Source organism: Halanaerobaculum tunisiense, assembly GCF_054657635.1.
The window spans coordinates 95,471-106,582 of sequence record NZ_BAAHYI010000006.1 but is presented as its reverse complement, the minus strand read 5'-3'; the positions used below and the strand labels follow the sequence as shown (position 1 = coordinate 106,582).

Below are 11,112 nucleotides of genomic sequence, written 5' to 3'. Positions count from 1 at the left end.
ATTCCTTTATAATCAAGGAGCTTAAGCCTGGAGGATTAGTCACAGACTTAAACCCCTACCTTCTCTTATTAGTGATTAAAAGCTAATAAAATAATTTCTTCATCACTTGCTTGATTAATATCCTCTTCAATCTCCTTAATCCTGTTTAGTTGTTCTGAAGTTAAATCAGTATACTGATAACCATTAATAGCCATAGAACTCCCTCCTTGATTTTTAAGATTCCCATCTAGATAACTATCTATTACTATATAACAGAAAATTCAACCTCTAATCTGTCATCGCCTCCGGTAATTATAATTGGATAAGTCCCTTGCTTTGTTTTACATCCTACTTTCCATTCCCAATTCACTCGACTATTTTCAGCTGCTACTTTAGGCTTCAAACCAGCTGCTGTACTTGCTCCAGATTTATAATACACTTCTATATGATACTCCACTCCTGGACTTCCTGCTATAGTTATTTTAGCATAATTGCCACATCTTACAGTTCTAGTTAAATCAATTAATCTTATTCCTTCTTCCTTCTCCTCCCCCCAAAATCCTTTATTCTTTTCTTTAGCTTCTTGTTCACATCTTTTAAAAAGTTTAGCATACTTTGTATCTGGGGGATAAGTTGCTACTTGAGTATATCCTCTTAACAACAAAATAACATTAATCATCTTAGATCTAATCTCTTCTTCTGGTACCTGCTGAGGGGGCCTAAGCCATATATATCGTAATAATCTACCATATCCATCTCTATTACTTATATCTTGTTCTAAATAAACTTTTTTATCTAATAATTGAGATTTAATATAATTAGTAGCTTCTCTGCCATAAGGTTCATCAGTTTCTGGAGCATCAATTCCAATTAATCTAACTTCTTCTTTCTTTCCAGCTAAAGATTCAACATAAACTGTATCTCCATCAATAACTTTAATTACTCTAGCTTGATCCACCTTATTATTGCGCTGATTATTATCTTTTTTTAATAAAGAAACAGTTCCAGCTAAGATTAAAGACTGGATGATTAATCGATTATCAACCATTTTATTAAGTCTCCTCCTAATATAAGATTGATCAATATTAGATTTTACTTTACCTAACTATTATTCAATAATATCTTTATTTATTTTCTTAATAGAATTACCATAATTTAAAAGAGTAATTTTATAGAAAAAAGATCTATTATATGTTAATATTCTATATAGATGACTGAAATCGACAACCAAATTAACAAGTATAGAAAGGAGTAATTACAATGAGGAAATTAGTTACAATTATGATTCTTACCTCATTATTAGTAGTTAATCTAACTACTGCTGCTATAGCCTATCGTCCCCCAGATGTTAAAGGAAATCACTGGGCGTTAGAGTATATCAGTCCCTTATTAGACCAAGGAGTTATGTATGTCTACCAAGATGATAACTTTAGACCTAATCAATCAATTACTAGAGGAGAATTTGCTTATTCTTTAGCTAAAGCACTTGAATTACAACCTTCTATTGTATCTCAACTAACTGACATTGCTAATCATCCTGCCAAGGGATATATCTCTGCTTTAGTCAATAAAGAAATTATTACTGGTTACCCGGACCAGACCTTTAGACCAGACAGAAGAATTACTAGAGCAGAAATCATGGCTATGTTAACTAGAAGTCTCCAACTGAATGAGGAAGAAAAACAAATCACTCTTAATAGTGACTTTTATCCTGATGTAGCCCCAGACCACTGGGCTCAAAATCTAATCTCTTTAAGTACTAGATTAGGTTTGATTGACGGTTATCCTAGTGGCAAATTTAAACCTAATAATTATGTTACGAGAGCTGAAAGTTCTAAATTGCTAGTTAAGCTAACTAATCTAGAACCAGTTGACGGTCAAATTGTAGAGACCTATCCAACTTCTAGAATAGTTAAAATCAAAACAGATAATCAAGTCAAGACTTATCACCTAGCTGATAACAATCTAATCGGCCGCAATAATCGATTAGTAGACCTAGACGAAATGTTAGTATCTGACGATGCTTTCTTAATCTTAAACCAACAAGAAAAAGTAACTTATCTAAAAGCTTACGGATTAATTAAAGAAAAAGATATAGCCGAAAAATTAAGCGATATGACTGGTGAAACTCTTAGCTCAGACCAATTAATTGCTATTGCTAAAGGAAAATGGGAGGAAGTAACGCCAGGATTGAAACAAAAACTAGAAATGAGTCTTTTAGAACAAGGATTAACTGCTCAAGAAGTACAAGCTGTTCTATCTCAAGACTGGGATACACTACAAGAAACTAGTAAAATACGTTTAGTAGAAACTATTTCTTTGAATACAAATATTCCTCGTAGTATTGTCCAAGCTGTAGCTGACCAAGACTGGGAACAAGCCAAAAAAGCAGCCCAGACTACTGCTCTTAATAGTGCTTTAAAACAAGTAATGAATAATAGCGATCTTTTATCCTAAACTAAAATAACTCGTACCCATATGGGTACGAGTTATCTCTCTTTAAACATTTTTTTAGTAATTTCCCCTTGTAATTAGCCATATAATATGTTAGTATGGTAGTTGGCTAGTGAGAAAGAGCCGAAGTGGCGGAATTGGCAGACGCGTTGGATTCAAAATCCAATGGGCCTTTGTGCTCGTGTGGGTTCGAGCCCCACCTTCGGTACCATTTACATAATAAGGTGAGGATTATAGTACCTGCCATAAGGGCAGGATTTTTTTATTTTTTGTATAAATATCCTAACGAGCTGACTATCTGCACTTAAAATTACTGTATAGAAAAAATCAATTTACTCAATGCTAATAATAACTACAAGATAGTTTAATGGAGGTATTCAATGAAGAAAAAAGTTGGATTATTACTAGTCATTGGAATGATATTATCTTCAATTTCCGTCCAGGCTAATATACCAGGCCGAACTTACTTTGAGATAGAAAACTATTATTTTCGCCATATTATTGAACCTGGCGACACTTTTTATAATCTTTCCTCTCAGTTTAAAGCTGACTTAAATAAACTACAGGAACTAAATCCAGAATTGGATGCTAATAATTTACAGATTGGTCAGGAGATCAAAATTAATATTAGTAATCAACTGGATTATTATATTCTCCAACCCGGTGATACTCTCTGGGAAATCAGCAAACGAAATGGGTTTGAAATGGATAGAATTATTGAGATTAATGATTTGAATAATCCAAGTTATCTACTGGCAGGTGAAGTTATATTACTGCCACAGAAATCTTTCCTAGCCCGAAAAGGAAATATTAAAATCACTGAATTTAAACAAAAAGGAAGAGAAATTAATCTATCTGGATTAGGCCGAACATTTGAAGCTAATATCCGTTATGCTTTGGAAACTGAAACTGATAAAGTTTTGCAGGAAGGATTTACTACCGCTTTAGCTGGTGGACCCTATTGGGGCAGTTTTGATATTGAATTAACTGATATTCCTACTACAGCAGATTATTTAACTGTCTTTGCAGTTAACATGAAGGATGGCAGTCGCCAAGATGAAATCAAATTGGAATTAGACTAACTAAAAATCACAATAGCTACTTTAGCAAATTCAGGGTAAAGTTTAGAAAGAGTGATTTAAAAAATAAATTATTTTACTTCAACAGTTCCAGTTACTTCACTTTCATTATTAGTAAAGCTAGATTCGTACTCTTCATTAGCAAAGTAAACATTCCCGTCTACTTTAGCATCACTTAGAGTAAATCCTTTAGCTTCTACATAAATATCCCCTTCAAATGTACCTGCCTGAAACTTTGTACTTGGGCTCTTAACTGTTAACTTTGGAGCTGTGATACTAAATCTTTCTGTTACATTATAATCATCATCTTGAGTATAAGGAGCTAACTTACGATATACCTCGTTATCAGCATTACCCTTATCATGGAACTTACCTTCTACTACTAGCTTTTCCTCAAATGTTAAATCATTTAGTGTAGCTATAATCCACTTTCCATCTTCAGTAATCGCCTTCTTAAATACTTCTTCCTCTTCCACTATTGATGCGGCTGTTACTGTATCAGCTTCTTCTTGAGACTGTTCCTCATTTGTAGCCGGTTGACTTCCTGAGCAACCTGCTAAAACTGCTAATGATAATAAGACTACTAGACTTAAACTAAAAAATTTCTTTTCATTTTTCATATTTATCTTCCCCCTTGATAATAATAAATACTGAATTATTTTAAAAAATAACCTTTAATAATTTAATATTTTTGTTATTTATTAAGAAATAAAACCAATACCCAGTATAAGTATTATAAATAGTGAATGTTCCATCTTTTACTATTTAATCATACTATTCCTATACAATTTTGTCAAATTAGTCATATGCAGAATTGATATTTGAGATATATTCATTAACTCAGGGCATAATTGATAGTACAGTTAATTATAAATTAAGACAAGTATTTATTGATCATACCTTATAGCATCTCAATACTTTTAAAGAATCTTATAAGTATGGTAAACTAAAGAAGTGGACAGAAATAGTACCAAATTTTAAAACTGAAAACAAAATAAATTAACCTCTGGGAATTATCCCAGAGGATTTACTATATTATTTAAGATTTGTGCTCTAGATTGATTAGCTGAATCTCCTTCAGTTCGATTAGCTTGTTGCGAATTAACTAGTGTTTGGGATTGGTTCAATGTCTTAGCTAATTGCTCGTCAGGTGCTTCATAAGGCTGATACCAACCCCGATTGACAGCTAGTGAAGTAAGGGCTTCATGACCAGCAAGCACCTGATTTAAACTATTAGAATACATTGTTCGCAGCTCAGGAGTAGAACACTCTAAAATAGCAGTAAGATAAGTGTTAGCTGCTTGTTTACTGCCAGCCAACATATCATTTGCTATTGTTTGATCGGTCAGTTGACTACCATTTTGCATTAAAGCATTTAGCAATGATGGCATATTAGTGGACCTCCTTTTTATTAGTTGCAATTTCATTTTCCTCTAAAAACTGCTGAATGCCCTTAATTCGCCCTTCAGCTGCCAAAATAGCTGATTCAGCCTGCCGTTTAAGTTCTTCATCCTGGATCATTTTCTTAGAAGCTTCTAGTTTAGCTAATCCATTAGTTTCCATTTGTAATATTTCTCTTAAAGATACCTTTTCGTGTTCAGCTAATTGTCTCATTTAAAGAACCTCCTATTTCTATTTTTCTTCAATCTATTTTTATTATCTTACAAAATTATAATAGATATGTCTGGGACTATAATGATTAAATGTTAACTATTGATAATGAGATTTTTATATTAATGGATATAACTAAAAAATCAATAATTGGTTGACTACTTAAATACATATGGTATAATATACAATAGTTGACTAATCAACTAAATAGGAGGTAAATATGCTAGAAGAACCAATCGGGAAGTACCTAAGTATGGCTCACCGAGCTCATGCAACACTACTAAACCAAAAACTAGTCCCTTATAATCTAGGCTACGGTCAGATCTTTTTGTTGATTACTCTTTATAACCAAGAAGGAATCTGTCAACAGACTATCTGTGAGATGTATAACTTAAATAAAGCTGCTGTAGGAAGGGGAATCAAAAAACTAGAAAAACAAGATTTAATTACTAAAGAAACTGACCCTCAAGATAATCGAAGACAACTAATTTATTTGACTGATAAAGCTCGAGAGTTTAAACCTAAATTCGAAGAAATTTTAACAGCCGTAGAGACTGAGATCAGACAAGACTTAACTAAAGAAGAAATTAAAACTTTTCTCCAAGTTAGTCAAAAAATATATAGTAATTTAAAATCAGAACTTGATGATTCATAAAGTATAATAGGAGGGATACTATGGCACTTGCTAATAAATCGGATAGATTAGGAGAGGAAAAAATAAGTACTCTCTTAATTAAGTTATCTATTCCAGCAATCACCGGAATGATTATCCAAGCACTCTACAATATAATTGATAGTATTTATATTGGTCGGTTAAGTACTGAAGCCTTATCAGCTCTATCACTCTGTATGCCTGTTCAGCTAATTATTATTTCTCTAGGAGTAGGCACTGGAGTAGGAGCTAGTTCTTTGATTTCTCGACTATTAGGACAAGGAAGAAATCATCGGGCCAACAATGCGGCTGAACATATCTTCTTAATTACAATTTTATACGGTATTATTACAGGAGTAGTTGGCTTCTTTTTTGCTCAAGATATAATTCGTCTCTTTACTGATGATCCACAACTAATCAAGCTAGCCGGACAATATATTAAGGTGATTCTAACTGGTTCTTTAGCTGTCTATATTCCAGTTACCTTTAACTATATTCTCCGTGGCGAAGGAAATACTTTCGTTCCGATGTTAACTCTATTAATTGGGGCTATCCTAAATATTATCTTAGACCCCTTTATGATCTTTGGGATTGGTTTCTTTCCTCAACTAGGAGTCGCTGGTGCAGCCTATGCAACGGTTTCATCTCGATTAATAGGAGGAATCTTTATTACCTTAGTTATTCTCAGTGATAAAAATGAAATCAACTTAGACCTTAAAGAATTTAACTTTGACTGGAGTATCATCCGCGAAATCTATCAAGTTGGTTTCCCAGCAATGGTCAACCGAATCCTCTTTAGCCTAGCTCTAGTAGCAATCAATAAAATACTAGGTACCTTTAGTACTACTGCTATTGCAGTAATGGGGATCATCTTTCGACTTCAATCCTTCTTTTTAATGGCTGTCTTTGGCTTAAATCAAGGTTATCTACCACTAGTAGGATATAATTTTGGCCATAATAATCCAGAGCGAATGAAACGAACTATCTGGTTAGGTAGTCTAGCTGCCTTTTCTTTTGGCATCTTTGGGTTTCTAATCTTTCAAATATTCCCAGCTAGTTTAATTAAACTCTTTAATAATGACCCGCAATTATTAAACTTAGGGGTTCCAGCTTTAAAAAGAGTCAGCATTGCCTATCTATTTATGACTTTAAATATTGTCGGAGCAGCTACATTTCAGGCTATCGGCAAGGGCTTACCTAGTTTATTAGTCACGTTTTTAAGGCAAATAGCTTTATTACTACCTAGTATGTATTTTTTAGGTCAATTATACGGTTTAAATGCTACTTGGTTAGCCTTCTTAGTTGCTGAAGGATTAACGTTAGTAGTTATGCTAATCTGGCAGTTTTCTATTGTCAAGAAAAGTTTAGATCAAATGAAAGCAATTAAGGCTAATGAATAGTCTTAATTGTTGGTTGATCTCTGTTTCCAGGTTCCTTGTTTAAACCAAAGACTACCAATAGTAGCACTAATCACACTACCTAAAGCCATGCCCCACCAGATCCCAATAGCTTGTAAATCTAGACTATAAGCAAATAATAATGCTAAAGGAACGCGCAGTCCAAATAAAGCAATCACTGCTAAAATCATAGCTTCTACTGTATTCCCTGCCCCCCGAAAGGAACCACCAATTACTATTCTAACCCCTAAAAAACCAAAAGAGAGAGCAAAAATCTGTAATAACTCCTTACCTGCTGTTACTACTTGCGGGTCAGTATTAAATACAGTAATAATCTCTTCAGCAAATAAAGCAAAGACCCCTCCTAGCAGAGTAAGTAAGACTAACAAAATCCCTGAACTTACCCAAGCACTTTTTTCTGCTCTAACTGACTGCCTAGCTCCTAAATTTTGGCCCACCATAGCAGTAGTCGCCCGCGAAAAACCACGTGAGGGCATCATAATGACTGATAACAATCTCATCCCAATCCCGTAAGCTGCTACTACTGCTGAACCAAAATTAGTTACTATCGTCATCATCACCGTCATCCCAATAGCCTGCACCGACATTTCTCCTGCGGAAGGAACACCTAATTTAATAATTCTTTTAATGTATTTCCAGTCTGGCTTAAGATGACTTAAAGTCAACTGGATTCCTTTCTTACCAGTAAATAAAATAAATAGTCCTAAGATACCACCTACTCCCCGAGCAAAAATAGTAGCTGCTGCTGCTCCAGCTACTCCCCAGGCAGGAAAGATCCACCACCCAAAAATCAAAAAAGGATCTAATAAAATATTTATTAAGGTTGTTCCTATCATCAACCACATAGGAGTTTTAGTATCTCCATAACCACGCAGTAAAGCAGAAAATATAAAAAATAAGAACATAAAGCTTACGCCACCCATAATCACATCTAAATAGCTACTAGCTGCCGGTAAAATATCTGCTGGAGTCCCAATCAATCTTAAAATTTGTTCATTAAATAAGACTCCAATAATAGAAATTAGCACTGCCAAACTCATAACAAAAACTAGTACCTGACCAGCAACTTTATTGGTATGTTCATAATCTCCTGCTCCAGTATATTGGGAGACCAAAGCAGTTCCTGCTACTGTAATCCCTCCTCCAATGGAAATCAATAAAAAGACAATAGGAAAGCTTACTGATAGAGCCGCTACTGCATTAGAACCTAACTTACCTAACCAAAAAGTATCAGTTAAATTATAAAGAACTTGCATCCCATTCCCAATCATAATTGGCAAAGCAAGTTTAAATATTGTAGTAGTAATTGGCCCTTCTAAAATCTCAGATCGCGAAACATTCTTAGTCTTCTGTTTAGTAGACATCTATAACAAACTCCTTTCTCCGCTGCACTTTAGCCAACTAATAGCAAACTGACTATTCAGTCTAGAAAAATTATAACAGATTCTAATACTTGTTACAACTAAACTTCAGGAGAAAGGACTAGCTTCTTAACTATATCAAACCACAGATCTTCAGCCTGGATTACTTTTAGATTAGCTTGTTGAATATTAGCCATTGTTTGACGGTTAATATTCGCCCCCCATAATAATAAACTAATCCAGTTGATTGAATCCATTACTTGAGCCCAGGGCTGACATTCAGTCCGCATATGCTCTAATAAAAATATTTTGCCCTCTGGTTTACAGACACGTCTTAATTCCTTAAACCCCTGCACTGGATCAGGAACTGAACAAAAGACACAACTAGCTACTATTAAATCAAAATAATCATCCGCAAACTCCAAATCTTGGACATCCATTTGAGAAAGATTGACACTAACTCCTAACTGATCAGCCTTATCTCTAGCTTGGTCTAGCATTCGCTGACTAAAGTCTATAGCATAGACTTCCACATCAGATGGATAATAGGTAATATTTTTACCTGTTCCGACTCCCACTTCTAATAATTTCATTTCTTCCTCTATAGCTTCTGTTTTAATTTCTGCCCATAATTGTTGGCGCCAGACGCCTAGTCTACCTCGTTCCATAATTGACTCCAGCAGATCATAAATAGGAGCTATTCTATCATATTTCTTCTTTATTTTATTCTCAGTCATCTTTGTCCTCCTAAATATTTCCTCCATAATTCTTCCCTAACTAAAATTAAGTTCTGTAGCACCTACTGCCATAACTGTCATTTCTGATAATTGTGATGTCACATCACCAAAGGTGGTACCACCAGAAAAAACTGCTCCAATAGCCATAGGGATCGAAGCATCAGTAATTAAAGTCAAAGGAATAACAATCGTATGGATGATTTTATTCCCCCGTTCAAAAAATTTGTCCGTTAATTTATCTAAAGAGAAACCTTGCAATAAATAAAAACCAGCTGAGAATAAGGAATAATCTCTTTAGCCCACCAAGCTAAAATAATTACTATTAACGGAGATAAAATGGCAACTATTTCCATCGTCATTTTATCCCTCCCTGAGATTAGTCTTGGTGTTTTTAAATTATCATTTATATTATTGAATTAAGCCCTGAAACTAATTACAAAATAGGGCAGTTTCAAAAATACCCTATTTGGATTAACTAGCCAACTTGGGCTATACAATGAATTAGTCTAGTTTCAATATTTAGTATTAGCTATGATTCAATTAAATATTATAAGTACAACTAAAATGAAGCCTAGTGTTAAAGATCCCTCTTAATTAATTAAAAACAATCTCATGTGGCTCACTACCAACATTAAATTCACTAATTTTAGTAAATTTATTAGCATCAAACCTCTCATTAGCCATTAGATTAAATCTTATCAGCTCCGTTTCATCTTTGTCCCCCACTTTAACTAAACTTCAAAGGAAAAAATGCAGGAGTATTCTTTCTATATTCCTCATACTCTGGCCCAAACTCATCTAAGACATCTCTTTCTTCTTTTTTAGCTAAACGATAATAAGAATAAATCAAAACAGGCCACATTATCAAAGTTGAAATAGTTGGCCATTGAATCATCATCCCTACTGTTAGCAAAAAGATCCCTAGATACTGCGGATGACGAATATAACTATAAATTCCATCAGTTACTAGCTCCCCATTACTACGATGTATCTGCCACCATCCTATTCCAATAATCAACATTCCCAATCCAAAAATTAAACTTCCTATTTGACAAACTATGATTGCTTTATCCACTCCTACACCAAAACTAGCTAGCAAATGACCACTTTCATGGGCCAGAGGATTTAAAACTGGCAGCTTATAACCTAACACCGAAGTTAAAAAATAAATAGTTAAGGGGAAGCCATACATTTCAGTAAATAGTGCTACAAAAAAAGCACTTACTACCCCCATAGATCTCCACTCTCTTTTTTTCTTAGGTCGAACAAAACTAACAACAAATAACAGTATCCAAACTATATTTACTATAACCATTTTCCATAAACCATAGTCATACTTCATAATTATCCCCCTAAAATTACTTACTTTATTTCATAATATCCAGCTTTCTTAATTGCATTTTTAAATCTACAATATCCAATATACTATTATCATAATTAATTGTTACTATTTAAATTTATTCCTACATCGTTTAGTCTTCATCATCATGTTCATGATGACCTTTCATCATAAACAAATGCATCAGTGGACATACTAGTAATATTATCCAACTCCAACTACTTTCTAATTCAATATTTGAACCGGTTAGAAACCAAAAGCTACCAAACATAATCAAACACCCTACTAACATCAACCACATATGATGACTCTGATTACTTTTTTTATTTGACATAATAGTTACTCCTTTCAAATAGCTTAATGACAACTGTAATCATCATTATTATTATCTTTCTCCATAATCCCCATCTTCTTTCCTATTAAATAAAAGGCACCTATTACAATTCCAATTAAGATAATACCTGCTATTAATTGATTCATAA

Annotated in this window: 15 protein-coding genes and 1 tRNA gene; 5 read left to right on the top strand and 11 right to left on the bottom strand. The window is 33.8% G+C overall.

What is annotated here, in order from left to right:
* Window positions 1–68: 68 nt before the first annotated feature.
* Both ACYQ3D_RS07165 and ACYQ3D_RS07160 read right to left on the bottom strand, forming a co-directional pair.
* Window positions 69–194: a hypothetical protein gene (locus tag ACYQ3D_RS07165; protein WP_459837416.1), complete on the bottom strand. Its 126-nt coding sequence runs from the start codon at window positions 192–194 to the stop codon at window positions 69–71.
* A 50-nt stretch (window positions 195–244) separates the two neighbouring features.
* The gene (locus ACYQ3D_RS07160; RefSeq protein WP_459837415.1) at window positions 245–1,027 is read right to left on the bottom strand and encodes a thermonuclease family protein; all 783 of its coding nucleotides are present in this window, start codon (window positions 1,025–1,027) and stop codon (window positions 245–247) included.
* A 212-nt stretch (window positions 1,028–1,239) separates the two neighbouring features.
* On the opposite strand from ACYQ3D_RS07160, the gene ACYQ3D_RS07155 reads away from it, so the two are divergent.
* The 3 genes from ACYQ3D_RS07155 (at window position 1,240) to ACYQ3D_RS07145 (ending at window position 3,515) form a co-directional block, all read left to right on the top strand.
* Window positions 1,240–2,436 carry an S-layer homology domain-containing protein gene (locus ACYQ3D_RS07155; protein ID WP_459837413.1) on the top strand — a complete coding sequence of 399 codons (1,197 nt, stop codon included), beginning with the start codon at window positions 1,240–1,242 and terminating at the stop codon, window positions 2,434–2,436.
* Between the two features lie 119 nt (window positions 2,437–2,555).
* Window positions 2,556–2,644 (top strand) — tRNA-Leu (locus ACYQ3D_RS07150).
* A 169-nt stretch (window positions 2,645–2,813) separates the two neighbouring features.
* Window positions 2,814–3,515 carry a LysM peptidoglycan-binding domain-containing protein gene (locus tag ACYQ3D_RS07145; RefSeq protein WP_459837412.1) on the top strand — a complete coding sequence of 234 codons (702 nt, stop codon included), beginning with the start codon at window positions 2,814–2,816 and terminating at the stop codon, window positions 3,513–3,515.
* Window positions 3,516–3,583: 68 nt separating this feature from the next.
* Here ACYQ3D_RS07145 and ACYQ3D_RS07140 read toward each other — a convergent pair whose 3' ends face one another.
* From ACYQ3D_RS07140 to ACYQ3D_RS07130, 3 genes are all read right to left on the bottom strand, one after another.
* Complete coding sequence (locus tag ACYQ3D_RS07140; protein ID WP_459837410.1) at window positions 3,584–4,132, bottom strand: hypothetical protein; 549 nt, start codon at window positions 4,130–4,132, stop codon at window positions 3,584–3,586.
* Window positions 4,133–4,525: 393 nt separating this feature from the next.
* Complete coding sequence (locus tag ACYQ3D_RS07135) at window positions 4,526–4,903, bottom strand: spore coat protein (RefSeq protein WP_459837409.1); 378 nt, start codon at window positions 4,901–4,903, stop codon at window positions 4,526–4,528.
* 1 nt (window position 4,904) lies between these two features.
* Entirely contained in the window at window positions 4,905–5,126 is a 222-nt protein-coding gene (locus ACYQ3D_RS07130) for a hypothetical protein (protein ID WP_459837408.1), read from the bottom strand.
* Window positions 5,127–5,343: 217 nt separating this feature from the next.
* Here ACYQ3D_RS07130 and ACYQ3D_RS07125 point away from each other — a divergent pair, with 217 nt between their 5' ends.
* Window positions 5,344–5,778 (top strand): MarR family winged helix-turn-helix transcriptional regulator, encoded by a 435-nt coding sequence (locus ACYQ3D_RS07125; protein ID WP_459837407.1) that lies wholly within the window; start codon window positions 5,344–5,346, stop codon window positions 5,776–5,778.
* A gap of 20 nt (window positions 5,779–5,798) precedes the next feature.
* Window positions 5,799–7,175 (top strand): MATE family efflux transporter, encoded by a 1,377-nt coding sequence (locus ACYQ3D_RS07120; protein ID WP_459837406.1) that lies wholly within the window; start codon window positions 5,799–5,801, stop codon window positions 7,173–7,175.
* Window positions 7,176–7,177: 2 nt separating this feature from the next.
* Here the strand turns inward: ACYQ3D_RS07120 and ACYQ3D_RS07115 are convergent, their stop codons facing one another.
* From ACYQ3D_RS07115 to ACYQ3D_RS07090, 6 genes are all read right to left on the bottom strand, one after another.
* Window positions 7,178–8,557: an MATE family efflux transporter gene (locus ACYQ3D_RS07115; protein ID WP_459837405.1), complete on the bottom strand. Its 1,380-nt coding sequence runs from the start codon at window positions 8,555–8,557 to the stop codon at window positions 7,178–7,180.
* A 98-nt stretch (window positions 8,558–8,655) separates the two neighbouring features.
* Window positions 8,656–9,291 carry a class I SAM-dependent methyltransferase gene (locus ACYQ3D_RS07110; RefSeq protein WP_459837404.1) on the bottom strand — a complete coding sequence of 212 codons (636 nt, stop codon included), beginning with the start codon at window positions 9,289–9,291 and terminating at the stop codon, window positions 8,656–8,658.
* A gap of 36 nt (window positions 9,292–9,327) precedes the next feature.
* Window positions 9,328–9,549 (bottom strand): hypothetical protein, encoded by a 222-nt coding sequence (locus ACYQ3D_RS07105; protein WP_459837402.1) that lies wholly within the window; start codon window positions 9,547–9,549, stop codon window positions 9,328–9,330.
* A gap of 469 nt (window positions 9,550–10,018) precedes the next feature.
* Entirely contained in the window at window positions 10,019–10,633 is a 615-nt protein-coding gene (locus tag ACYQ3D_RS07100; RefSeq protein WP_459837400.1) for a methyltransferase family protein, read from the bottom strand.
* Window positions 10,634–10,763: 130 nt separating this feature from the next.
* Window positions 10,764–10,997: a DUF2933 domain-containing protein gene (locus tag ACYQ3D_RS07095; protein WP_459837399.1), complete on the bottom strand. Its 234-nt coding sequence runs from the start codon at window positions 10,995–10,997 to the stop codon at window positions 10,764–10,766.
* Window positions 10,988–11,110: a hypothetical protein gene (locus ACYQ3D_RS07090; RefSeq protein WP_459837397.1), complete on the bottom strand. Its 123-nt coding sequence runs from the start codon at window positions 11,108–11,110 to the stop codon at window positions 10,988–10,990. The genes ACYQ3D_RS07095 and ACYQ3D_RS07090 overlap by 10 nt, the downstream gene beginning before the upstream one ends.
* Window positions 11,111–11,112 lie beyond the last annotated feature (2 nt).

What these genes read in the sequence shown, in the direction of transcription:
- ACYQ3D_RS07160 (WP_459837415.1), bottom strand. Translation starts at nt 1,027, where the DNA reads ATGGTTGATAATCGATTAATCATCCAGTCTTTAATCTTAGCTGGAACT.
- ACYQ3D_RS07155 (WP_459837413.1), top strand. Translation starts at nt 1,240, where the DNA reads ATGAGGAAATTAGTTACAATTATGATTCTTACCTCATTATTAGTAGTT.
- ACYQ3D_RS07100 (WP_459837400.1), bottom strand. Translation starts at nt 10,633, where the DNA reads ATGAAGTATGACTATGGTTTATGGAAAATGGTTATAGTAAATATAGTT.
- ACYQ3D_RS07115 (WP_459837405.1), bottom strand. Translation starts at nt 8,557, where the DNA reads ATGTCTACTAAACAGAAGACTAAGAATGTTTCGCGATCTGAGATTTTA.
- ACYQ3D_RS07145 (WP_459837412.1), top strand. Translation starts at nt 2,814, where the DNA reads ATGAAGAAAAAAGTTGGATTATTACTAGTCATTGGAATGATATTATCT.
- ACYQ3D_RS07135 (WP_459837409.1), bottom strand. Translation starts at nt 4,903, where the DNA reads ATGCCATCATTGCTAAATGCTTTAATGCAAAATGGTAGTCAACTGACC.
- ACYQ3D_RS07090 (WP_459837397.1), bottom strand. Translation starts at nt 11,110, where the DNA reads ATGAATCAATTAATAGCAGGTATTATCTTAATTGGAATTGTAATAGGT.
- ACYQ3D_RS07140 (WP_459837410.1), bottom strand. Translation starts at nt 4,132, where the DNA reads ATGAAAAATGAAAAGAAATTTTTTAGTTTAAGTCTAGTAGTCTTATTA.
- ACYQ3D_RS07125 (WP_459837407.1), top strand. Translation starts at nt 5,344, where the DNA reads ATGCTAGAAGAACCAATCGGGAAGTACCTAAGTATGGCTCACCGAGCT.
- ACYQ3D_RS07120 (WP_459837406.1), top strand. Translation starts at nt 5,799, where the DNA reads ATGGCACTTGCTAATAAATCGGATAGATTAGGAGAGGAAAAAATAAGT.
- ACYQ3D_RS07130 (WP_459837408.1), bottom strand. Translation starts at nt 5,126, where the DNA reads ATGAGACAATTAGCTGAACACGAAAAGGTATCTTTAAGAGAAATATTA.
- ACYQ3D_RS07165 (WP_459837416.1), bottom strand. Translation starts at nt 194, where the DNA reads ATGGCTATTAATGGTTATCAGTATACTGATTTAACTTCAGAACAACTA.
- ACYQ3D_RS07110 (WP_459837404.1), bottom strand. Translation starts at nt 9,291, where the DNA reads ATGACTGAGAATAAAATAAAGAAGAAATATGATAGAATAGCTCCTATT.